This is a genomic window from Pseudomonas sp. AC229 (genome assembly GCF_979254655.1).
Window position 1 is genome coordinate 86,584 of sequence record NZ_CEEDHK010000013.1, and the last position, 22,468, is coordinate 109,051.

Below are 22,468 nucleotides of genomic sequence, written 5' to 3' on the forward strand. Positions count from 1 at the left end.
TGTTGCGTCCGGTTGGCGCTGGCGCCAGTCTTGGCTGGCTAGCAGGCGTGTGTCGATCGACTCGGCTCCGTGTCTTTTTTTATGTCGGCCACACTGCATTAAAGCTTTAAATCAGGAGAGCGAAATGCCAGGGCAAAACGAATTCTTTCTCGGCGCCGATCCGGCCGGGCAACCGGTGGCGCAGGCGATGCGTTTGGCCAACCGTCACGGCCTGATCGCCGGCGCCACCGGCACCGGCAAAACCGTGACCTTGCAACACTTGATGGAAGCCTTCAGCGACGCTGGTGTGGCGGTGTTCGCTGCTGACATCAAGGGCGACTTATGCGGCATCGGTGCAGCCGGCACGCCGCAGGGCAAGGTGGCCGAGCGCATCGCCAGCATGCCCTGGCTCAACCACGCGCCGCAGGCGTATCCCGTTACTTTGTGGGACGTGCAGGGCAGCAGCGGCCATCCGCTGCGCACCACGTTGAGCGAGATGGGGCCGCTGCTGCTGAGCAACCTGCTTGAGCTGAGCGACAGCCAGCAAGCCGCGCTCTACGCCACCTTTCAAGTGGCCGACCGTGAAGGCTTGTTGCTGCTGGATTTGAAAGACCTCAAAGCCATGCTCAATCACCTCAAAGAGCACCCGCAACTGCTCGGCGATGACAGCGCGTTGTTTACCAGCGGCTCCAGTCAGGCGCTGTTGCGCCGGCTGGCGGTATTGGAACAGCAGGGCGCCGACGCCTTGTTTGGCGAGCCGGCGCTGCAGCTGGAAGACATTCTTCACCCCGACGCCGACGGCCGTGGCCGCATTCATTTGCTCGATGCCAGCCGCCTGGTACATGAAGCACCCAAGGTATACGCCACCTTTCTGCTGTGGCTGCTGGCCGAGTTGTTCGAGCAACTGCCCGAGCGCGGCGACGCCGACAAACTATTGCTGGCGCTGTTTTTCGACGAAGCTCACCTGTTATTCGCCAACACGCCCAAGGCCCTGCAAGAACGGTTGGAGCAGGTGGTGCGGCTGATTCGTTCCAAAGGCGTCGGCGTGTATTTCGTCACCCAGTCGCCGAGCGACCTGCCAGACGACGTGCTGGCGCAATTGGGGCTGCGCATTCAGCACGGCTTGCGCGCGTTCACGGCCAAAGAGCAGAAATCGCTGCGAGCGGTTGCCGATGGTTTCCGTAGTAACCCGGCGTTCGACACCTTGAGCGTGCTGACTGAACTGGGCATTGGTGAGGCGTTGGTCAGTACGCTGGAAGAGAAGGGCACGCCGGCCCTGGTGCAGCGCGTGGCTATTGCGCCGCCGCAGTCGCGTATCGGGCCGCTTACCGAAGCTGAGCGCGCCGGGTTGATTCGTCAGTCGCCGCAAGCCGGGCGCTACGACAAACCCATCGACCGCGAGTCTGCCTACGAGCGTCTCACCACGCGTGCCGCCGCCAGTAGCGAAGCGCAAAACGCGCCGCCTGTGGATGCAGGCAAGAGCGGTGGCAGCTTCGCCGACATGGCAGGCGAGTTGCTCGGCGGTGTCGCCGGACAGGCGTTGAAAAGCGCAGCACGGCAAGCGGCCAATCAAATTGGTCGCGAGTTGGTGCGTGGCTTGTTGGGTTCGTTACTTGGAAAGAAACGCCGCTGAAGCACTTGTTTATTGGCGCACTTTATAAAGGTGCGCCCTTAAACGTCGGTGTCTTTAACCGACTCCAGACGGGCTTGATGTTCTTTTTCAATCTTTTCCATTTCTCGCTCAAACGCTTGATCGAGGACATTGGAGCGTTTGCGCCATGGCTTGCGTTCAGGTTCCGGCTGGGCGGCATAGGTCACAACTTCTCCGCCATAAACTTCCGTATAACGCTGCGCCTGGCGCTCAAGTTCGGCGCGCAGTTCGTCTTTGGTCACGTCGTGCCTCTGCTCGTGGTTAAGGCCTGGCCGTCTGCGTTCTGGCATGCGCTGCATCAGCGGCCGGCACCGGGGAGCGCAAGGCTCCGCCTGGTTTTATGAGTGTGATTGATTAAAAGTCTAGCTAAATCAACTGCTTGGATTGACTGGCTGGGATCTCCAGCAGGTCGACGGTATTCCGTCGTGGGGAAGATTATAGTCAGGCGCAATTAAAAATCTATGCGCTGAAAATGATTAAGCGACATTCACCAGAACGTTAGCCAAGTTCCCCACCTAAGTTGGGAAACGGCACGCACAACTTAATGGTGTTGTTGGGTGGGGCGCTAAACGCGTCAATCCAATAACGCTCCGTCTGGTTTAAACGAAGCGGATTGACGCTGCGTTATTAGCGCCGCCGGGTGTCACGGTTTCAGTTCTTCAATTGGCTGGCGAATTGGCCAATGGCATCCACCACTTTTTGCGCGCCGTCTTGAATCTCCACAATAACCGCGCCGGCTTCATTCGCCAGGCCCAAGCCTTGTTCGGCTTGTTGCCGGCTGCTGGCCATACTGCCCACTGCCGTCTGTGCCAATTGCTGGTTTTTCTGCACCACTTCAACAATTTCTTCCGCGGCCTGGCTGGTGCGGCCGGCCAGTAAGCGAACTTCATCGGCCACCACGGCAAAACCACGCCCTTGCTCACCCGCGCGCGCAGCTTCAATGGCTGCGTTCAGCGCCAACAGGTTGGTCTGGCCCGCGATACCGCTGATGGTTTTGATGATGGAGCTGATCAGCTGCGACTGTTTATCCAATGCCTCAATGCCTTCGGCCGCTTCCTGAACCTGCTGGGTAATCTGGCGCATCACGTCCACCGTCTGCTGCACCACGGAGGCGCCTTTCTGCGCGCTCAGGTCGGTTTGCTGCGAGGTGCTGTAAGCAATGTTGGCGGCCTCGGCGACGGCGATTTCCTGGTTAACCTGATCGGAGATAACCGTGGCGAATTTCACCACTTTGTACAAATGGTCATGAGCGTCATGCACCGGGTTGTACGACGCTTCCAGCCACACCGGGCGGCCCATGGCATCCACGCGCTTGAAGCGGCTGGCCACGTATTCGCCGCGATTGAGCTTGGCCCAAAAGTCTTTGTAACCCGGGCTATTCACTTCCTGCGGATCACAGAACATGGCGTGGTGTTTGCCCTTGATCTGCTCAAGGCTGTAGCCCATGGCGTTGAGGAAGTTGGGGTTGGCGGTGATGACTTCGCCCTTGAGGTTGAACTCGATCACGGCAGTAGAGCGCAGCAAGGCGTTGATGATGCCTTCATGTTCTTTGGAGGTTTCAATAGTGCGGGTCAGGTCGTTTGCGTACAGACCAAAACTCACTAATTTGGCGTGGCTGTTGCGAATCGGCTGAAAAATTATGCGCAGCCAGGCTTCTTCGCCGTTGCCCCGCAGCAACCGGAAAGCCCCGACCAAATGATCGCCAACTTGCAGCGCTTGTTTGATGCGCCGGTAGTTCTCTTCTCTGCGGAAACTATCGGGAAAAAACTCGTCAAGCGCGCGCCCCATTAACTGGTCGGCGCGGTAGAACATTTCTTTCAGGAAATTTTCGTTGGCTTTGATGATGCGACCGCTCGTATCAACTTCCAGCACCAGCATTTCGTCATAGAGCGACTGCTTGATTTGCCGGCTGCGGGCCACTTCTTCTTCAAGTTCGGCCAGTCGTTCTTTGAGCTGCTTATTGAACATGCTGTGTTACCCGCGCGTTAGATGTGCATTCCGTTTGCTTTTAGGTCGGCACCGCAAAATGTTCCTGAAGCGTAGAAGATAAAAAAATCTCTGGCACGCGGCCGACGCAAATTGTTCGGGCCGCGCGGTGCGGCTGGCCGGGCCAGGGCTGCCGAAAACCCCTCATCCCCTGCGACACCTGTCGCACCACCTGTTGCGCCGCTGCGACACCTGCCCGCACCAGCCTCGTCACGTCAGTTTGCTGCAAGCCGCGGCCTGCTTGGGCTGCAAGCCGGTATGGCAGCGCTGGCACAGCCGTTGCTCCAGTCCCTTTCGTCAGCAGCGCGACGCTGCGGCTTCTAATAAGAACTGGAGATTCCACGATGAATCAGATTGGCCTGCAGCGGTGCCTATTCGCTTCCCTGCTTCTGAGTGCGGCCATTAGCGGCCACGCCCTGGCGACAGACAAACCCGCCGCCGTCGATGGCGCGCGCATCAGCGCGGCCGACAGCGAGCCCGGCAACTGGATGACCACCGGCCGTACTTACGACGAACAACGCTACAGCCCGCTGAAGAAAATCAACGACGGCAACGTCGACAAACTCGGCCTCGCCTGGAGCTACAAGCTGGACATCGACCGTGGCGTGGAAGCCACGCCGATCATCGTCGACGGCGTGATGTACACCACCGGGCCGTTCTCCATCGTTTATGCCCTCGACGCTCGTAACGGCAAATTGCTGTGGAAATACGACCCGCAATCCGACCGCTCCCGCGCGGGCGAAGCCTGCTGCGACGCGGTGAACCGAGGCGTGGCGGTGTGGAATGGCAAAGTCTATGTCGGCGTGCTCGACGGCCGTCTAGAGGCCATCGATGCCAAGACCGGACAAAAAGTCTGGAGCGTCGACACCCGCACCGACCCCAGCCGCAGCATCACCATCACCGGCGCACCGCGCATCGTCAAAGGCAAGGTCATCATCGGCAACGGCGGCGCCGAGTTTGGCGTGCGCGGCTATATCACCGCCTACGACGCCGAGACCGGCAAGCAAGACTGGCGCTTCTTCACCGTGCCCGGCGACCCCAAAGAAATGCCCAAGGGCAAAGGCATGGAAATCGCCGCGAAAACCTGGTTTGGCGACAATTACGTCAAGCAGGGCGGTGGCGGCACGGTGTGGGATTCGATGTCCTACGACCCCGAGCTGAACCTGCTGTACATCGGCGTGGGCAACGGCTCGTCGTGGAACCCGCGCATTCGCAGCGAAGGCAAGGGCGACAACCTGTTCCTGTCCTCCATCGTCGCCATCAACCCGGACAACGGCGAGTACGTTTGGCATTACCAAACCACCCCCGGCGATGCCTGGGACTACACCGCCACGCAGCACATCATGCTGGTGGACCTGGAACTCAACGGCAAGAAACGCAAGGTGCTGATGCAGGCGCCGAAGAACGGTTTCTTCTACGTCATCGACCGTGAAACCGGCGAGCTGCTATCCGCCAAGAACTTCATTCCGATCAACTGGGCGACCGGCATCGACATGAAAACCGGCCGGCCGATTCGTAACGAGAAAGTCGCCGAATATTGGAAAGACCCCGAGAAAAAAGCGCGTCTGATCCAGCCGGCGTTCTGGGGCGCGCACGACTGGCAGCCCATGTCGTACAACCCCACCACCGGGCTTGTGTACATTCCGGCGCACATCATGTCGGCCATGTACCAGGACGTTGACGGTGCGCCGCCGCGCTCCAAGTTCAAGAGCATTTATCAGCTCGACGTGAACACCGGCATGATGCCCGAGGACCCCGAGGGCCTGCGCAAGATCGCCGACACCTGGACCGGCAAACTCATCGCCTGGGACCCGGTCAAGCAAGAGGCCGCGTGGGAAGTGCCGTACACCACCATCTTCAACGGCGGCACGCTGAGCACGGCTGGCAACCTGGTGTTCGAAGGTACCGCCAATGGCCGCGTGGTGGCCTACACTGCCGACAAGGGCAAGAAGGTGTGGGAGCAACCGGCCAACACCGGCGTAATGGCCGCACCGGTGACCTATGAAGTGGACGGCGAGCAATACGTAACCTTCATGGCCGGCTGGGGTGGCGCGTTCTCGACCTTCGCGGGCGCGTTGTCGCTGCGTGCCGGGGTGAAACCGAACGCGCAAGTGCTCACCTACAAACTCGGCGGCACCGCCAAGTTGCCTGAGCTGAACGACCGCTTCGCCGACCGCAAACCCGAGCCACCTGAGCTGACCGGCACCACCGCGCAAATCGACCAGGGGCGCGAACTGTTCAACGCCAGTTGCTCGCAGTGCCACGGCATCAACGCCATCAGCGGCGGTGTAGTGCCGGACCTGCGCACCCTGAGCAAGGAAAACCACGAGCGCTTCCTTGGCATCGTCTACGGCGGGCGCATTCCGGACGGCATGCCGTCGTTCCAGGGGCACCTCGACATTCAGCAAGCCGAAGCGGTGCACCAGTACCTGATCAAGCGCGCCTATGACTTGCAAGAACAGCAGGCCGCCGCGAAGAAAACCGCCAGCAACTAATCCGTAAACCCGTCACCACGCAGACGCTCGCCCCGGCGGGCCGATGCGTGGACAGGAGAGAACGCATGAGCAGCATCGTTACCTACGAGAACTACATCGATAATTCCTTTATCGGCAGCGAAGAACTGATCGAAGTATTCAACCCGGCCAACGCCGAGCTGCTGGCCCGCGTGCCGCAAGCCACAAATGTACAAGTGGAACGGGCCATCGCCGCCGCGCGCAAAGCGCAAAAAGGCTGGGCGGCCAAACCGGCTATCGAACGCGCCGGCTACCTGCGCCGCATCGCCCAGAAAGTGCGCGACAACGCCGAGCGCCTGGCGCGCATCATCACCCAGGAGCAGGGCAAGGTGCCGGGCCTGGCGATGGTGGAAGTGAACTTCACTGCCGACTACCTCGACTACATGGCCGAGTGGGCGCGCCGCCTGGAAGGTGAAGTGCTAACCAGCGACCGCGCCGGTGAACACATCTTCCTGCAACGCAAACCCTTGGGCGTGGTGGCCGGCATTCTGCCGTGGAACTTCCCGTTCTTTCTGATCGCTCGCAAGATGGCGCCGGCACTGATTACCGGCAACACCATCGTCATCAAGCCCAGCGAAGAAACGCCGATCAACTGCTTCGAATTCGCCCGCCTGGTGGCGGAAACCGATCTGCCCACGGGCGTATTCAACGTCGTCAGCGGCACGGGCGCCGGCGTCGGCCATGCGCTGACCAGCCACGCCGGTATCGACCTCATCAGCTTCACCGGCAGCGTCGCCACCGGCTCGCGCATCATGGCCGCTGCCGCGCCGAACATCACCAAACTCAACCTGGAACTGGGCGGCAAGGCGCCGGCTATTGTGCTGGCCGACGCCGACCTGGAACTGGCGGTAAACGCCATTACCGCCTCGCGGGTGATCAACACCGGGCAGGTGTGCAACTGCGCCGAGCGGGTGTATGTCGAGCGCAAAGTGGCCGACCAATTTATCGACAAACTTGCCAGCGCCATGGCCGCCACCAAGTACGGCGATCCCTCGGCCGAGGCGGACCTGGACATGGGCCCGCTGGTGAACCAGATCGGCCTCGACAAGGTCGCGCAAATGGTCAAAACGGCTAGCGGGCAAGGCGCGCAGATCATCACGGGCGGCGCGGTGGCCGATCTTGGCAAGGGCTTCCACTACCAGCCGACCGTGCTGGCTGGCTGCACCGCTGACATGGAAATCATGCGCAAGGAAATTTTCGGCCCGGTGCTCCCGGTGCAAATTGTCGACGACCTCGACGAAGCCATCGCCCTGGCCAACGACAGCGAATACGGCCTGACTTCCTCGCTCTACACCCGCAACCTCAGCGCCGCGATGAAAGCCAGTCGCGAAATCGACTTCGGCGAAACCTACATCAACCGCGAGAACTTCGAAGCCATGCAGGGCTTCCATGCCGGCACGCGTAAATCCGGTATCGGCGGTGCAGATGGCAAGCACGGCCTGTATGAGTTCACCCACACGCATGTGGTGTACATCCAGGAATAACCGCGCCGCAACAGACTAGGTAAGCAGTGCTTTGGCGGGTTCACGTTTCGGCGTGCGCCCGCTTTTTTTGGTTCGGCATTGTAGGAGCTAGCTTGCTAGCGAACCCTGCAAACATCCATCGAGAATGCCGTTGCAGGGTTCGCCACCAAGGTGGCTCCTACAGGGGTGGAATCCGGCGCTACGCATTCTCAATACACAGCAATATGCGAATCCGCCCGCGGTTCTGTGCCACCGCACAGCACGCCCGTATTCGGGTCGCGCAGGATGATCTGGCCGCGACCGAAGTCGGTCAGGTCGTGGGCGATTTCCACCTGATGCCCGCGCCGCGCCAAGGCAAACGCCAGGTCGCGCGAGGCGCCCTGTTCGATGCCAACTTTCATCTCGCCCAGCCATTGCCAGCGCGGGGCGTCCAGTGCGGCTTGAGGGTTAAGGCCGAAGTCGACCAGGTTCATCACCATTTGCACGTGGCCTTGCGGCTGCATATAGCCGCCCATGACGCCAAACGGCCCGAGGGCTTGGCCGTCTTTGCTGAGAAAGCCGGGGATGATGGTGTGAAAGGTTTTCTTGCCGGGCGCCAGGCTGTTGGCGTGGCCGGGGTCGAGGCTGAATTCCGAGCCGCGATTTTGCAGGGCGATGCCACTGTCGGGCAGCACCACGCCAGAACCGAAGCCGTGGTAGCAGCTTTGGATAAACGACACCATGTTGCCCTCGGCATCGGCCGTGGCCAGGTACACCGTGCCGCTGGTGTGCGGGTCGCCGTGCAGCGGCGGTTGGGCGCGGTCGCTGATCTGCGCGCGACGGCGCTCGATGTAGCCGGGGCTCAGCAGTTGCTCGACCGCCACGCGCATGTGCTCGGCGTCGGTGATGTGGTGCAGGCCGTCGCTGTAGGCCAATTTCATGGCCTCCAATTGGCGGTGCCAGGTGAGCTGGCTGTCGCGCTGGTCGAACTGAAAGCCTTCGAGGATTTTCAGCGTCATCAAGGCAATCAGGCCTTGGCCGCTCGGGGGAATTTCCCAGACATCCACGCCTCGGTAATTCACGCTTATCGGTTCAACCCACTTGGCTTGGTAACCGCTCAGATCGCTGGCGAGCAAGTAGCCGCCGGTGGCCTCTGAATGCGCAGCCAGGCGCTGGGCAATGGTGCCGCGATAGAAACTTTCGCACCCTGTGGCGGCCAGTTCGGCCAGCGTTTCAGCTTGTGCCGGGTTGCGAAACAGCTCGCCCGCCTGAGGCGCGCGGCCGTCGATCAAGAAGGTCGAGAACCAGCTTTCCAACACGGGCTGGCGCTCGGGGGTGTATTCGTCCAACGCGGTTTGCCATTGATGCGCGACCACCGGCGACACCGGAAAACCGTCGCGCGCCAACTCGATGGCCGGTTGCAGCAGGTCTGCAAACGGCAACCGGCCAAAGCGCCGGGAAAGTTCTGCCCATGCCGCCGGACAGCCCGGCACCGTCACCGGCGCCCAGCCATACACCGGCATTTTTTCATGCCCCGCCGCCTGCATGGCCTCGATGCTCAACGCTTGCGGCGCATGGCCGCTGGCATCCAGACCGTGCAGCTGGTTTTTAACCCACACCAGGGCAAAGGCGTCGCCGCCAATGCCGCAGCCAGTGGGTTCAACCACCGTGAGCGCCGCCGCCGTAGCGATGGCGGCGTCGATGGCGTTGCCGCCTTGGCGCAGCATGGCGATACCGGCCTCGGCGGCCAGAGGCTGCGAGGCAGCGACCATGCCGCGCTTGGCGAACACGCTCTGGCGTTGCGAGGCGTAGGGGTATTCATGGGCAGAAAATTTCAACATGGGCAGAACTCATAAAAGGTCAAAACGGCGTCCGCTTATTTGCCGGACTTGATTCGTGTCCACTCGCGAGTGATGACGCGCTGGATCGCAGGCGGCAAGTCGGCCGACACGAACAGCTTGGAAATGACTTCATCGCTCGGGTAAATGCCGGGGTTGTCGCGCACGGCAGGGCTGAGCAGGGCAGTCGCGTCCTTGTTCGGGTTGGCGTAGCCGACATAGTCACTAACCGGCGCAATCACTTCCGGGCGCAGCAAGTAGTTGATCAGCGCATGGGCGTTTTTGGCGTTGGTCGAGTCTTTCGGAATGGCGATCATGTCAAACCACAGGTTGGCGCCTTCCTTGGGAATCACGTAGCGAATGTCGACGTTTTTGCCGGCATCCTTGGCCCGGGTTTGCGCCTGCATCACGTCGCCGGAATAACCAATGGCCACGCAGATGTCGCCGTTGGCCAGGTCCGTGGTGTATTTCGACGAGCTGAAGTAGGTCACCGACGGCCGCAGTTTTTGCAGCAGCGCCGATGCTTTTTTGTAGTCGTCCGCGTTTGTGCTGTTGGGGTTCATGCCCATGTAATGCATGGCTTGCGGAATGATTTTTACCGGCGCATCGAGCATGGCCACGCCGCAGCTTTTCAGCTTGGCCAGGTTGGCCGGATCGAACACCAGTGCCCAGGAATCGACGGGCGCATCGGCGCCCAGCGCGGCGCGCACTTTTTCCACGTTGTAGCCAATGCCCAAGGTGCCCCACATGTACGGCACGGCGTATTTGTTGCCAGGGTCGGCTTCTTCCAGACGCTGCATCAGGCGCGGGTCGAGGTGCTTCCAGTTGGTGAGCAGTTCGCGCTGCAAAGGCTGGTAGGCACCGGCGCGAATTTGCTTGGGCAGGAACTGGCTGGACGGCACCACCAGGTCATAGCCGGAGTGCCCGGACAGCAGCTTGGCTTCGAGCATTTCGTTGGTGTCGAAGACGTCGTATTGCACCGGCACGCCGCTGTCTTTTTCAAAATTCTTCAGGGTGTCCGGGCCCATGTAATCGGACCAGTTGTAGAAGCGAATCGTCTGCTCCGCCGCCTGGGTGGCCGGCAGAATCGCCAGGGCGCAGAACGCGCCCAGCAGTGTGCGTGAAACGGAAAGGCGCAGGCTCATGCGGGTAATTCCTTCTGTTACGACGAGGAGAAAAGGGGGCCGTAGGAGCGAACTTGCTCGCGAAAGAAGTGGTGCGATTCAGCGACAAACTGCAGCGCCTGCTTCGCGAGCCAGCTCGCTCCTACATTGGGTTCATCTGTTCCAGAAACCGCGCCAGTTCCGGCACGGTGCCTTCAATGTGTTCACGCAACACCCGCTCGGCCAGCGCGGCGTCGCCGCTGCGGATGGCGTCGAGTATTTCACTGTGTTCTTCGCGGGCGCTGGGCGCTTGTGCATGTTGCAGCCACAGGCGCATGGGCGGTTCGATGACTGAATACAGCGCGCTGATCTGGCGCATCAGCCGGGGCCGCTCGCTGAGGCTGCACAGGTATTCGTGGAACACGCGGTGCCGGCCGACCCACTCGGCGCTGTCGTCGCGGCACTCGTCCATTTCATCGAGCAGGCGTTCAAGCCGGTTCAAATGGCGCTCGGTAATTTTCGGCACCGCCACGCGCAGCGCTAAGCCTTCGAGGGCGCTGCGCATGTCGAACACTTCGTGTATCTCGTCCAGGTTCAAGCCGCTGACCACGGCGCCGCGGTTAGGGCGCATGGTCACCAAACCCTCGGCCGCCAGGCGACGAAACGCTTCGCGCACGGGCATACGGCTCATACCGATTTCGCTGGCAATTTCTTCCGACACCAGACGGTCGCCCGTGCGGTAGTGGCCGGTGCAAATCGCGTTGAGAAGAAAGCTGTAAGCCTCTTCTTCGGCGGTCATGGGTTTGCGTTCGGCGTAGGAGGGGACGATGTGCATCGCAGTGCTCGCATGGTTTTTTGGATCCAATTATCCATAAAGCCAACGAATGCAGAATGCGGGCCAATGCTGGGTTAAGGCTCTATCTGATTGATTATTAAGGATTAAAGAGAAATTAGCGGGACTGGGTCGGTGAAGGCGTTCGTCACGTTTTGGAGCGGGGCGTTACGCAGATGCGCACTTTGGGAACGAAAACCCTCGCCCGCGAGCGGGCAGAGGGGGCGGATTGATGGTGAGTAGAGAATCGAGCTATTAACCCGGATCGCGGAAGTTGGGGTGGCGGCCGCTGACGGGCACGGAGGTTTTCGTTGCGGTGGCGATATCGATGCCTTCGCTGGCGACTTCGGCGAGAAAGTCGATCTGCTCCGGGGTAATCACATACGGCGGCAGGAAATACACCACGCTGCCCAAGGGCCGCAGCAAGGCGCCGCGTTCCAGCGCGTGTTGGAACACTTTCAAACCCCGGCGCTCTTGCCACGGGTAAGGCGTTTTGCTGGCTTTGTCCTGCACCATTTCAATGGCCAGCACCATGCCGGTCTGGCGCACTTCGGCCACGTGCGGATGGTCCACCAGATGCGCCGTGGCACTGGCCATGCGTGCACTGAGAGCGCGGTTGGCTTCGATCACGTTGTCTTGCTCGAAAATATCCAACGTGGCCAAAGCCGCCGCGCACGCCAGCGGGTTGCCCGTATAGGTGTGGGAATGCAGGAAGGCGCGCAGGGTTTGGTAGTCGTCGTAGAAGCCTTGATAAATCGCCTCGCTGGTGAGCACGGCGGCCATCGGTAAGTAGCCGCCGGTGAGCGCTTTGGACAGACACAGAAAGTCCGGCGCGATGCCCGCCTGCTCACAGGCGAACATCGTGCCGGTGCGGCCAAAGCCCACGGCAATTTCATCGTGAATAAGGTGCACGCCGTAGCGGTCGCAGGTTTCGCGTAGCAGTTTGAGGTACACCGGGTGGTACATGCGCATGCCGCCGGCGCCCTGAATCAGCGGCTCGATAATCACGGCGGCAACGTCCTGATGGTTTTCGGCCAGCGCCTGTTCCATCTGGCCAAACATCACCCGCGAATGTTCTTCCCAACTCACGCCTTCTGGGCGCAGGTAGCAGTCGGGGCTAGGCACCTTGATGGTGTCCATCAACAGGGATTTGTAGGTTTCGGTGAACAGCGCCACGTCGCCCACCGACATCGCCGCAATAGTTTCGCCGTGGTAGCTGTTGGTCAGCGTAACGAAGCGTTTCTTGCGCTCCAGGCCGCTGTTACGCCAGAAGTGGAAGCTCATCTTCAAGGCGACTTCGATGCCGGATGACCCGTTGTCAGCGTAAAACACACGGTCCAGGCCCGCCGGTGTGAGCTTGACCAGGCGCTCGGATAATTCAATCACCGGCTGATGGCTGAAGCCCGCGAGAATCACATGCTCCAGTTGGTCGACCTGGTCTTTGATGCGCTGGTTGATACGCGGATTGGCATGACCAAACACGTTGACCCACCAGGAACTGACCGCGTCGAGGTAGCGTTTGCCGTCGAAGTCTTCGAGCCACACGCCTTCGCCACGCTTGATCGGCACGAGCGGCAATTGCTCGTGATCTTTCATTTGCGTGCAGGGGTGCCAGAGCACCGCCAGGTCGCGTTGCATCCACTGATTATTCAGGCTCATTCGAAACTCCAGGCAGTCAAGACAGCTGTACAGACGCGGCCAGGCAGAGGCTGGGCACGCAAAGCAGGACTGCAGCCTATGCAATGGCGCGCCGGTGAACAACTGCAAACCGCCCACGCGTTTTCAAGGCGACGGACTTGGCTGGTTCCTTGGCGGGGGGCGGCGTATTCTGCGCGCCATCTAAGAGCGTTCCGCTGCCTGCGGAACGGATGTAAGGAGTGGTTGTATGTTGCGAACCGGTTTGCGCGCCTTGGCGCTGCTGGCAATGGGTGTGTTCAGCGTGGCGGCAATTGCCGCCGACAAGCCGGCGGCCACCAAGCCACCCACGGCCATTGTGGTGGGCGCCGGGTTGGCCGGTTTGACCGCCGCGTACGAGCTGCAACAAAAGGGCTGGCAGGTTACGTTGCTAGAAGCCAAACCGAGCATTGGCGGGCGTTCGGGCCTGGCCACCAGCGAATGGATTGCCGGCAAGAAAGTGCAGCCCACCCTCAACGGTTACATCGACACCTTCAAACTGCAGACCCTGCCCGCGCCCGAGTTCGTGCGTAACCCCAGCTACCTGATTAACGGCGACTACTTCACCGCCGCCGACCTGGCCACCAAACAGCCGGAAACCGCCGAAGGCCTCAAGCGTTTCGACAAAAGTCTGGACGACCTGGCAGCGTCCATTGCCGATCCGATGAACCCGGCCGCCAACAACACCCTGTTCGCGCTCGACCAGATCACCGTCGCCAAGTGGCTCGACAAACTCGCGCTGCCGACCACCGCGCGCTTGTTGGTCAACCAACGCATTCGCTCGCGCTACGACGAACCGTCACGCCTGTCGCTGCTTTACTTCGCCCAGCAAACCCGCGTTTATCGTGGCGTCGACGACCGCGACCTGCGGGCCGCGCGCTTGCCGGGTGGCAGCCAGGTGCTGGCGGCGGCGTTTCTCAAGCAAATCAAAACCATCAAAACCAACGCCAAGGTCTCGGCCATCAGCCAGGACAAAGACGGCGCCACGGTAAAAGTGGGCAGCGTCGGTTACAGCGCCGACTACGTGGTGCTGGCCGTGCCGCTCAAAGCCCTGGCGCAAATTCAGCTGACCCCGGCGCTGGACGCGGCGCACCTTGGGGCCATCAAAGGCACCAACTACGGCTGGCGCGACCAGATCATGCTCAAGTTCAAAACCCCGGTGTGGGAGAGCAAGGCGCGGCTGTCCGGTGAAATCTTCACCGACCAGGGGCTGGGCATGTTGTGGATCGAGCCCGCGGTAAAAGGCGGCGCCAATGTGGTGATCAACCTGTCGGGCGACAACGCCCGCGTGCTGCAAGCATTTGGCGACAAACAGATGGTCGATCAGGTGCTGATTCGCCTGCACGCGTTCTACCCGAAAGCGCGTGGCGCGTTCACCGGCTATGAAATCAAGCGCTACAGCACCGACCCTTCCACTGGCGGTTCGTACCTGGCCTACGGCCCCGGCCAACTGACGCGCAACTGGCGTTTGTGGGAACAACCGCTGCAACGTGTGGTGTTTGCCGGTGAGCACACCGACGCCTTGTATCCCGGAACACTGGAAGGCGCGCTGCGCAGTGGCCAGCGCGCGGCTAGCCAGGCGCAGAGTCTGTTGGCCGGCACGTTTGTAGATCCCACCAAGCCGGTGGTCGCCCAGGCCGCACCGCCGAAGAAGCCCGCCAAAGAAGACGACGACAAGCAAGGCTTCTTCTCGAAGCTGTTCAACTGATGCGTGGCGCCCGCGCAAGGCGGGCGCCGGTGGCTTTGTCGGGGGCAATTGAATGCGCCTGACAGAGCCACGCTATCAACACAGCACATAGGCTCTATTAGACCTCCTCCCATACACGGCTAGTCTTGCACTGCGCCGTGTCGTTGCGGCGCCGTTTCACTGATGAGGGGACCCAGAGCCTCGCCCCGCCGCTCCGATGCGGTAACGACCCCAGGCCCGCCCCGACCACACCGAACCTGTGTGTCAGCGTTCGTAGCCACATTGGCTGAAGCCGGATTACTCGACCTTATTAAGGAAGAACACCATGTCGACTGAATCAAAATGCCCGTTCAACCACGCCGCTGGCGGCGGCACCACTAACCGTGATTGGTGGCCCAATCAGTTGAACCTGAAAGTGCTGCATCAACACTCGGCAAAATCCGATCCGCTGGGGGAAGACTTCAACTACGCCAGCGCCTACAAAAACCTCGACTTCGCCGCGGTCAAACGCGACCTCGAAGCCGTGATGACCAACTCTCAAGACTGGTGGCCGGCCGACTTCGGCCATTACGGCCCGCTGTTCGTGCGCATGGCCTGGCACAGCGCCGGCACCTACCGCACGGGCGATGGCCGGGGCGGCGCCGGTTCCGGGCAGCAACGCTTTGCCCCGCTCAATAGCTGGCCAGACAACGTCAGCCTCGACAAAGCGCGTCGGCTGATCTGGCCCGTGAAGCAAAAATACGGCAACGCCATTTCCTGGGCCGACCTGATCGTGCTCACCGGCAACGTCGCGCTGGAATCGATGGGCTTTAAGACCTTCGGATTTTCGGGTGGCCGGGCCGATGTCTGGGAACCGGACGAAGACGTGTACTGGGGCACCGAAACCGTGTGGCTCGGTGGTGACAAACGCTACGGCAAAGCCAGCAAAGAAGTGGAAGAGCCGGGCCAAGGCGACCTGGTGGCTGAGCCGGCAAAACGTCCGGAGCAAGAAGGCCGTGAGCTGGAGCGCAACCTCGAGAACCCGCTGGCCGCCGTGCAAATGGGCTTGATCTATGTGAACCCGGAAGGGCCGGAAGGCAATCCCGACCCGGTCGCCTCGGCCCGCGACATTCGCGAAACCTTCGCCCGCATGGCCATGGACGACGAAGAAACCGTGGCGCTTATCGCGGGCGGTCATGCCTTCGGCAAAACCCACGGCGCCGGCCCCGCCGATAACGTGGGCCCGGAACCGGAAGCCGCAGGCCTGGAAGAACAAGGCTTGGGCTGGCGCAACGCATTCGGCAGCGGTAAAGGCGGCGACACCATCACCAGCGGTCTGGAAGTGACCTGGACGTCCACGCCAACGCGCTGGAGCAACGAGTACCTGGAAAACCTGTTCGGCTTCGAGTGGGAACTGACCAAGAGTCCTGCCGGCGCCCATCAGTGGCAACCCAAAGGCGGCGCAGGGGCGGGCAAGATTCCAGACGCCCACGACCCGAGCAAACGTCGCGCACCGTCCATGCTTACCTCTGACCTGGCGCTGCGTTTCGACCCGGCTTACGAAAAAATCTCCCGCCGCTTCCTGGAAAATCCACAGCTATTGGCCGACGCATTCGCCCGCGCCTGGTTCAAGTTGACCCACCGTGACATGGGCCCGCTGGCCCGTTATCTGGGGCCGGAAACACCGCGCGAAGAACTGCTGTGGCAAGACCCGATTCCAGCGGTGAATCATCCGCTGGTCGATGCCAGCGACGTGGCGGCGCTGAAAGACAAAGTGCTGGCCTCGGGCTTGAGCGTGGCGCAACTGGTGTCCACCGCCTGGGCCGCCGCGTCGACCTTCCGTGGTTCGGACAAACGGGGCGGCGCCAACGGCGGACGCCTGCGTCTGGAACCACAAAAATCCTGGGCCGTGAACCAGCCGGCGCAGTTGGCGCAGGTGTTGGGCACGCTGGAGCGCATTCAGGGCGAATTCAACGGCGGCCAGGTCGGCGGCAAACGAATTTCCTTGGCGGACCTGATCGTGCTGGCCGGTAACGCAGGCGTTGAGCAAGCAGCGAAGGCCGCCGGGCAAACCGTCAGCGTGCCGTTCGCACCCGGGCGCATGGACGCCTCGCAAGCGCAGACCGACGTGGAATCGTTCGGTTTCCTTGAGCCCATCGCCGATGGCTTCCGAAATTATCTGAAGGGCAAATACACCGTGTCGGCGGAAACGCTGCTGGTGGATAAAGCCCAGTTGCTGACGCTCACCGCGCCGGAAATGACCGTGTTGGTTGGCGGTTTGCGGGTACTCGGGGCCAACGTCGAAGGCGCCCAGCATGGCGTGCTCACCACGCGTCCGGGCGTACTGACCAACGACTTCTTCAGCAACCTGCTGGACATGGGCGTGGAATGGAAACCGGCGTCGGCCACCACCTTCGAAGCGCGCGAGCGCAAGACAGGGCAGGTGAAATGGACCGGTACGCGCGTTGATCTGGTGTTCGGCTCCCACGCGCAGCTGCGCGCGATTGCCGAGGTGTATGCCAGTGCCGACGGCCAGGCCCGTTTCGTTAAGGACTTCGTTGCGGCCTGGACGAAAGTGATGAATCTGGATCGCTTCGACCTGCATAGCTGATCAAGCCCCCGCACCACCCGGTGCCCCCTTTGCTCTCGCGGCAAAGGGGGCGTTTTTTTTGCGCGCGAATGGCTGAATTCTGGCGCTGCGTCAGACGATGGCGCGGCGGTCTTCCCACCTGACTGCGCGCTACAGGCGCTCGTTTTTTTTGCTGCGGTTGTCCAGGCTCAATGGCACGGTTTACTCAATAGAAAATATTCCATTGACGGAATATAAATTAAGGTGGAAAGTCGCCATGGCTTGGGATGTTGAATACACGGATGAATTCGGCGCGTGGTGGCAGGGGTTGTCGCAAAAGCAGCAGGAGTCGTTGGACGCTTCGATCGGTTTACTGGTTGAGTGCGGGCCGTTTCTGGGCTTCCCCCATAGCAGCGGTGTGTCGGGCTCGCGCCACAAACACATGCGCGAAATGCGTACCCAACAAGGCGGCAGGCCACTGCGCAGCTTGTATGCATTTGATCCCAGGCGGTGCGTCATCCTCTTGGTTGGCGGCGACAAAACAGGTGATAACCGCTGGTACGCCACGAACATTCCGCTGGCGGATCGGCTTTACGACAAGCACCTGCTCACGGTGAAAAAGGAGACCGCAATACATGGCTAACAAATACTCAGAGCTGCGTAAAAACATGACGCCCGAGGCGCGCGCTCGCGCCGAGGCGAAAACGCGCGAAATGCTCGCGCAAATGCCGCTACACGAATTGCGCCAGGCGCGCGGGTTGTCCCAACAGTCGCTCGCCGAGCTGTTGAATGTTCAGCAGCCCTCCATCGCGAAAATGGAGCGGCGCACTGACATGTACATTTCCACCCTGCGCAACCACATCGAGGCCATGGGCGGACAGTTGGAAGTGATTGCGCGATTTCCCGAAGGCGCCGTGCGCATCAGCAACTTCGCTGACCTCGATGACGGGGCGCTTAACCAGCCGTAACCCGGAGACGTCTCGTATGAATGAGGCCAGTTCATACACGACGGGGGCAGTGTTCCCACCTCACTACCGTCCGCGTGCACTCATGTTGGCCTAGGGCGATGGGCTAGGCTCGCCGATCAATTCATTTCGCCTCGAGCCCGCTTCATGACCAGCAAGTATTCCACCCGCAGAACCAAGCTGCTGCCGCCCTCCCAGGCACGCGCCGAGGCCACGGCCAAAGTGATGCTCGCCATTGGCCAGTCGCAGCAGTCACTGACGAAAAACCTCGGGCTGCCCCCGGCGGCCGTGAACAAAATGGAGCGTTACACCGACATTTACCTGGCTACGTTGCGCCAGCATATCGAGGCCATGGGTGGCCAGTTGCAAGTGATCGTGCGCTTCCCCGAAGGCGCGGTGCGGCTAAGCAATTTCATCGACTTGGAAAACGAGGCCTATCAACCCGATGAGTCGAACCTGTCGTTTGGCTGACTATCAGCGCGCTCCCAGGAATTGCCCGTAACCCGGCGCAGTTCCCAATTGCGCTACCACCGCTTCGTCATCCACCGCCAGCCGGCCATTTATGAGCACATGGGACACGCAACCCGGATTGCGGCAGACCATGCGCTGAATCCCGAAGCCTTGCATGTCATCCCAGGTTTCATTTTCCAGATCCTGCTGCAACCCGTGGGGGTCGAGCACCACGATATCGGCACGGTCGCCTTCGCGGATACGTCCGGCATCGATACCTAACCAGTCCGCCTGTTCGCCAGTCAGTCGGTGAATGGCCTGCTCGACGGCCATGATCGGCCGGCCTTCGTTGTGACTCTCCTGCACCAGTTTCAACAAACGCAGCGGCAGGTTGTAGAACGCCATGTTGCGCAGGTGGGCGCCCGCGTCAGAAAAGGTGATGAGCGTGTTCGGGTTGCAGACCATCTTGCGCAGCACGTCTTTGCGGTGATTGCCGATCACGGTGAACCAGCGCAGTTGCGTGCCGTAGGCCACCACCATGTCGAGGAACAAGTCGACCACATGCAGGCCGCGCTCTACGGCCACGTCGGCGAAGTTACGGCCGATCAGTTTTTCGTCCGGGCAGTCGAGAATCACCGCGTCGCCGAAGTCGCGTTGCCACACACGCGGCGAGAGTTTCTCGGCGTAGAACTTGCGAAAGGTGCGGCGATAACTTTCATCTTCCAGCAGTGCGTTGCGCGCCACGGCGTCTTTAAGATTCAGCGCCATTTCGCCGGCACCGAATTCCTCAAAGAGCACCACGTCTATGCCGTCTGCGTAGATTTTGAAAGGCGTTGGCAAGAGCTGCCAACGGAAGTCGCCGCCCATTAAATTGGTGAACCAGGCCGACAGCCGTGCCATGGGCGCGATGGTCTTGTTGCCCTTGAGATCGAGCATGGAAATCAGCGTGGTCTTCAGCGGTTTGCGCAGCACTCCCATGGCTTGGCCGAGGTACTGCAACACTTGCAAGGGGTTGGCCGCGTTCGGCGCGCCCTGATGAACGCGGCCGCGCTGGCGCAGCAAAGCATTCAGGCGGCGAATTTCGCTCCAGTGCGCGTAAGTGCTGGGCAGGCTTTTCGACCATTCGCGGTCGCCGTCAATTTTGTCCCACTTCAGGCTCATGGTGGACAGGCCGAGAAAGCCGACATCCAGCGCCTCTTCCATTACCCGTTCCATCTCCTTCATTTCCGCTTCACTGGGCCGCACCTGACGATCGGTGGCACGGTGCAAACCCATCACGGCCACGCGCAAGTCGCTATGACCAAGAAAGCTCACCACGTTTGGCCCCAATGGCAGCGTGCCCATGAACTCGACCCATTGGCGCGGCGTGGTCCAGGTTTTGTGCGCGCGCAGAATCGGCAGCACCTTGTCGCGCGGCACCGTTTCTACGCGGGTGAAAATGTCTGAAGCATCTTCCGGCGCGGAGCAGACCATGCTCAGCGAACAACTGCCCACCAGCACGGTGGTCACGCCGTGGCGCACCGACTCGCTGAGGCTCGGCGCCACGATCAGTTCGGCATCGTAGTGGGTGTGGCTGTCAATAAAGCCCGGCGTCACCCATTTGCCGTGGGCGGCAATCACGCGTTCAGCGAGGCTTTCGTCAAACGGCGTGGCACTGACGGCCACCACTTTGCCGTCCTTCACCGCCACGCTGCGAATGGCTGACGGTGCGCCGGTGCCGTCGAAATAGCGGCCGCCCTGAATCACGATGTCGTAGACAAACATGGATCACCTCGTTGCTTGTTTTTGTAGTTTTAGGGGGAAGTGGTGATGCGAGAGTAGGGCGCCGAATGCACGTTTCCTTGTCATAACACGACAATTTCGGCATCGTCTTTTCTCCGTTGCGGGAGCCGCCGATGACCATCCGTTATGAATTGCGCAGCGCCAGCTTGCTTGGCTTCGAAGAGGAAGTGGCCGCGTTGGGCGGTGATCTGGCGTCGCTGCTGGCCGACGTTGGGCTGAGCGTGACGCAGCTGCGCGAAGCCGATCGGCTGATTGGCAGCGAGCAGGTCATTCACCTGCTGGCCACCGCTGCCGAGCGCTTGGGTTGCCCGGATCTGGGCCTGCGCGTCGCCAGTCATCAAGGCATCAGCATGTTGGGCTTGCTCGGCACCTTGCTGTGCGCCGAGCCCAATGTGCAGGCGGCTTTTGCGGCCGCGCAGCGTTATATCGCCTTGCACAACAAGGCCGAGCATTGGCGATTGCAGCAGCACGGCGGGCGCGTGTATGTGCAGCGCATCGAGCATTTCTATGGCGCCGAACACGCCCAGCAATACCGGGAAATGGCGGTCGCCGCGTGCGCGCGCCTGGCGCGGGAAATCTGTGCCGGCGGCGATGTGCGGCCGTTGCGTGTGGAGTTCAGCCATAGCCCGGTGGCGGCGGTGAAAACCTACCGCCAGCACTTTGGCTGCGAGGTGCTGTTCAACCAGGAGCGCGATTGCCTGGTATTTGCCGAAAGCATCATGGCGCTGCCGGTGAAACCTTTATCCACCCAGGCACAGGCGCGAATCAACACTTACTTGCGCGAGCTGGTGAACGATCTGGACAGCAACCTGGAAATGCAGGTGCGCACCCTCATTACCCAAACCGTCGGCCTGCATTTGCATACGCTCGACCACATTGCCGCCTTGCTCGGCCTGCATCCGCGTACCTTGCAGCGCCGCTTGCGCAGCGAGCAGCTGAGCTTCAAGCAGTTGGTGCTGGCGGTGAAAATGCAGCTGGCCAGTTGGCACTTGCACGCCTCGACCATGGACCTCACGCGGCTCGCTGATGCCCTGGGCTACAACGATTTGGCCGCCTTCTCCCGCGCCTTTAAATCCCATCACGGCATGGCGCCCTCGCAGTGGCGTGAGCAGCATCGTGCGGTGCGGGTGGCTTATGTCGGTGCGCGTTGAATCGCGTCGAAGAACGACGAAATCAACCGGCTGCTGCGCCGTTCCGCCAGGCAATACACATAGGTTTCGGTAAACACCGGATCGCCCTCGATACGCAGCGCATGCAGGCGCGGGTCGGGAATAAATTCGGCCTCAGACACCGTGCCAATACCGATGCCCCGCACCACCGCTTCGCGCAGCGCTTCACGGCTGCCGATTTCCATGGCCTTGCGCGGCGTGACGCCGGCGTCGGCAAGCGCGCGCTCCAGGGCCGAACGGGTGGTCGAGCCGGTTTCGCGCTGCAGCAGCGGCTGGTCTTCAAGTAGCTGCAACGGCACGCTTTCGCGCTGGGCGAAGGGGTGGGTGTGGTGCACGAACAGAATGATGGCGTGGCGGGCGTAATGCACCGCGCTCAAGCTGGGGTCGTCGTGGCGGCCGGCGAGCACGGCAATGTCGGTGGCGTATTGCTCCAGATCGGCCAGCACCTGCGCCGAGTTGCCGACTCGAATCGACACGTCGATGCGCGGGTATCGCTGGCGATAGTGGTCGACCATCTCGATTACATGGAATGGCCCCACCGCGCCCAGCTTCAACTGGCCGCTGTCCAGGCGGCCCGAGTCATGCAGCAGGTTGTTCGCTTCCAGTTCCAACAGCGCCATGCGTTGAGCGATGGGCAGCAACTGCTGGCCAACAGCGGACAATTCAATGCGCCGCCCCTTGCGGTGAAACAGCTCGACGTCGTATTGGCGCTCCAGTTGTTGCACCTGGGTGGTCAGCGTCGGCTGGCTCAGCCCCAGCGCGCGGGCGCCCGCGCTGAAACTGCCGTGCCGCGCCACAGCCAGAAACGCGCGAATTCGAGCGGTAGACATCCATAGCCTCCATCAATAG

At 61.2% G+C, this 22,468-nt stretch carries 16 protein-coding genes and 2 pseudogenes; 9 read left to right on the forward strand and 9 right to left on the reverse strand.

Annotated features, from left to right (window positions below; genetic code table 11):
- The first annotated feature begins 124 nt into the window (after positions 1 to 124).
- Positions 125 to 1,612, forward strand: a complete 1,488-nt coding sequence (locus AC0IW7_RS18405; protein WP_471819913.1) for a helicase HerA-like domain-containing protein — start codon at positions 125 to 127, stop codon at positions 1,610 to 1,612.
- Between the two features lie 38 nt (positions 1,613 to 1,650).
- Here AC0IW7_RS18405 and AC0IW7_RS18410 read toward each other — a convergent pair whose 3' ends face one another.
- From AC0IW7_RS18410 to AC0IW7_RS18420, 3 genes and pseudogenes are all read right to left on the reverse strand, one after another.
- Positions 1,651 to 1,872, reverse strand: a complete 222-nt coding sequence (locus AC0IW7_RS18410; protein WP_122492670.1) for a hypothetical protein — start codon at positions 1,870 to 1,872, stop codon at positions 1,651 to 1,653.
- A gap of 409 nt (positions 1,873 to 2,281) precedes the next feature.
- Positions 2,282 to 2,860, reverse strand: coding sequence for a methyl-accepting chemotaxis protein (locus AC0IW7_RS18415; RefSeq protein ID WP_463384652.1), 579 nt, complete (start codon positions 2,858 to 2,860; stop codon positions 2,282 to 2,284).
- Positions 2,840 to 3,598: pseudogene (locus tag AC0IW7_RS18420) on the reverse strand (PAS domain-containing protein); the annotation flags it as partial. The pseudogene AC0IW7_RS18420 and the gene AC0IW7_RS18415, both read right to left, overlap by 21 nt.
- Before the next feature lie 362 nt (positions 3,599 to 3,960).
- Between AC0IW7_RS18420 and AC0IW7_RS18425 the strand changes: the two are divergent.
- Together AC0IW7_RS18425 and aldA are read left to right on the forward strand one after the other, a co-directional pair.
- Positions 3,961 to 6,111 carry a PQQ-dependent dehydrogenase, methanol/ethanol family gene (locus tag AC0IW7_RS18425; RefSeq protein ID WP_471819915.1) on the forward strand — a complete coding sequence of 717 codons (2,151 nt, stop codon included), beginning with the start codon at positions 3,961 to 3,963 and terminating at the stop codon, positions 6,109 to 6,111.
- Between the two features lie 65 nt (positions 6,112 to 6,176).
- Entirely contained in the window at positions 6,177 to 7,613 is a 1,437-nt protein-coding gene (gene aldA, locus AC0IW7_RS18430) for an aldehyde dehydrogenase (protein ID WP_471819916.1), read from the forward strand.
- Between the two features lie 188 nt (positions 7,614 to 7,801).
- Here aldA and AC0IW7_RS18435 read toward each other — a convergent pair whose 3' ends face one another.
- The 4 genes from AC0IW7_RS18435 to AC0IW7_RS18450 form a co-directional block, all read right to left on the reverse strand.
- A complete protein-coding gene (locus AC0IW7_RS18435; protein ID WP_471819918.1) occupies positions 7,802 to 9,412 on the reverse strand; it encodes a gamma-glutamyltransferase family protein in 1,611 nt (536 codons plus the stop codon).
- A 35-nt stretch (positions 9,413 to 9,447) separates the two neighbouring features.
- Entirely contained in the window at positions 9,448 to 10,554 is a 1,107-nt protein-coding gene (locus AC0IW7_RS18440) for a polyamine ABC transporter substrate-binding protein (protein WP_471819920.1), read from the reverse strand.
- 121 nt (positions 10,555 to 10,675) lie between these two features.
- Positions 10,676 to 11,347 (reverse strand): GntR family transcriptional regulator, encoded by a 672-nt coding sequence (locus AC0IW7_RS18445; RefSeq protein ID WP_471819922.1) that lies wholly within the window; start codon positions 11,345 to 11,347, stop codon positions 10,676 to 10,678.
- 252 nt (positions 11,348 to 11,599) lie between these two features.
- Positions 11,600 to 13,003, reverse strand: coding sequence for an adenosylmethionine--8-amino-7-oxononanoate transaminase (locus AC0IW7_RS18450; RefSeq protein WP_471819924.1), 1,404 nt, complete (start codon positions 13,001 to 13,003; stop codon positions 11,600 to 11,602).
- Between the two features lie 226 nt (positions 13,004 to 13,229).
- Here AC0IW7_RS18450 and AC0IW7_RS18455 point away from each other — a divergent pair.
- The 5 genes and pseudogenes from AC0IW7_RS18455 to AC0IW7_RS18475 form a co-directional block, all read left to right on the forward strand.
- Positions 13,230 to 14,720: pseudogene (locus AC0IW7_RS18455) on the forward strand (flavin monoamine oxidase family protein); the annotation flags it as partial.
- A gap of 310 nt (positions 14,721 to 15,030) precedes the next feature.
- Positions 15,031 to 17,295 (forward strand): catalase/peroxidase HPI, encoded by a 2,265-nt coding sequence (gene katG / locus AC0IW7_RS18460; protein ID WP_471819926.1) that lies wholly within the window; start codon positions 15,031 to 15,033, stop codon positions 17,293 to 17,295.
- A 235-nt stretch (positions 17,296 to 17,530) separates the two neighbouring features.
- Complete coding sequence (locus AC0IW7_RS18465; RefSeq protein WP_471819927.1) at positions 17,531 to 17,896, forward strand: type II toxin-antitoxin system RelE/ParE family toxin; 366 nt, start codon at positions 17,531 to 17,533, stop codon at positions 17,894 to 17,896.
- Positions 17,889 to 18,221 carry an XRE family transcriptional regulator gene (locus AC0IW7_RS18470; RefSeq protein ID WP_471819929.1) on the forward strand — a complete coding sequence of 111 codons (333 nt, stop codon included), beginning with the start codon at positions 17,889 to 17,891 and terminating at the stop codon, positions 18,219 to 18,221. The genes AC0IW7_RS18465 and AC0IW7_RS18470 overlap by 8 nt, the downstream gene beginning before the upstream one ends.
- A 144-nt stretch (positions 18,222 to 18,365) precedes the next feature.
- On the forward strand, positions 18,366 to 18,689 hold the full coding sequence (locus AC0IW7_RS18475) for a helix-turn-helix domain-containing protein (protein WP_122492660.1): 324 nt from the start codon (positions 18,366 to 18,368) through the stop codon (positions 18,687 to 18,689).
- Between the two features lie 3 nt (positions 18,690 to 18,692).
- Here AC0IW7_RS18475 and AC0IW7_RS18480 read toward each other — a convergent pair whose 3' ends face one another.
- Positions 18,693 to 20,432, reverse strand: coding sequence for an N-acyl-D-amino-acid deacylase family protein (locus tag AC0IW7_RS18480; protein WP_471819931.1), 1,740 nt, complete (start codon positions 20,430 to 20,432; stop codon positions 18,693 to 18,695).
- 131 nt (positions 20,433 to 20,563) lie between these two features.
- Here AC0IW7_RS18480 and AC0IW7_RS18485 point away from each other — a divergent pair, with 131 nt between their 5' ends.
- Positions 20,564 to 21,601: an AraC family transcriptional regulator gene (locus AC0IW7_RS18485; RefSeq protein WP_471819932.1), complete on the forward strand. Its 1,038-nt coding sequence runs from the start codon at positions 20,564 to 20,566 to the stop codon at positions 21,599 to 21,601.
- Here AC0IW7_RS18485 and AC0IW7_RS18490 read toward each other — a convergent pair.
- Positions 21,583 to 22,449: a LysR substrate-binding domain-containing protein gene (locus AC0IW7_RS18490; protein WP_471819934.1), complete on the reverse strand. Its 867-nt coding sequence runs from the start codon at positions 22,447 to 22,449 to the stop codon at positions 21,583 to 21,585. The genes AC0IW7_RS18485 and AC0IW7_RS18490 overlap by 19 nt on opposite strands.
- Between the last annotated feature and the right edge of the window lie 19 nt (positions 22,450 to 22,468).

Coding starts and splice junctions, on each gene's coding strand:
- AC0IW7_RS18405 (WP_471819913.1), top strand. CDS start 125: ATGCCAGGGCAAAACGAATTCTTTCTCGGCGCCGATCCGGCCGGGCAA.
- AC0IW7_RS18425 (WP_471819915.1), top strand. CDS start 3,961: ATGAATCAGATTGGCCTGCAGCGGTGCCTATTCGCTTCCCTGCTTCTG.
- aldA (WP_471819916.1), top strand. CDS start 6,177: ATGAGCAGCATCGTTACCTACGAGAACTACATCGATAATTCCTTTATC.
- AC0IW7_RS18435 (WP_471819918.1), bottom strand. CDS start 9,412: ATGTTGAAATTTTCTGCCCATGAATACCCCTACGCCTCGCAACGCCAG.
- AC0IW7_RS18440 (WP_471819920.1), bottom strand. CDS start 10,554: ATGAGCCTGCGCCTTTCCGTTTCACGCACACTGCTGGGCGCGTTCTGC.
- AC0IW7_RS18445 (WP_471819922.1), bottom strand. CDS start 11,347: ATGCACATCGTCCCCTCCTACGCCGAACGCAAACCCATGACCGCCGAA.
- AC0IW7_RS18450 (WP_471819924.1), bottom strand. CDS start 13,003: ATGAGCCTGAATAATCAGTGGATGCAACGCGACCTGGCGGTGCTCTGG.
- katG (WP_471819926.1), top strand. CDS start 15,031: ATGTCGACTGAATCAAAATGCCCGTTCAACCACGCCGCTGGCGGCGGC.
- AC0IW7_RS18465 (WP_471819927.1), top strand. CDS start 17,531: ATGGCTTGGGATGTTGAATACACGGATGAATTCGGCGCGTGGTGGCAG.
- AC0IW7_RS18470 (WP_471819929.1), top strand. CDS start 17,889: ATGGCTAACAAATACTCAGAGCTGCGTAAAAACATGACGCCCGAGGCG.
- AC0IW7_RS18475 (WP_122492660.1), top strand. CDS start 18,366: ATGACCAGCAAGTATTCCACCCGCAGAACCAAGCTGCTGCCGCCCTCC.
- AC0IW7_RS18480 (WP_471819931.1), bottom strand. CDS start 20,432: ATGTTTGTCTACGACATCGTGATTCAGGGCGGCCGCTATTTCGACGGC.
- AC0IW7_RS18485 (WP_471819932.1), top strand. CDS start 20,564: ATGACCATCCGTTATGAATTGCGCAGCGCCAGCTTGCTTGGCTTCGAA.
- AC0IW7_RS18490 (WP_471819934.1), bottom strand. CDS start 22,449: ATGTCTACCGCTCGAATTCGCGCGTTTCTGGCTGTGGCGCGGCACGGC.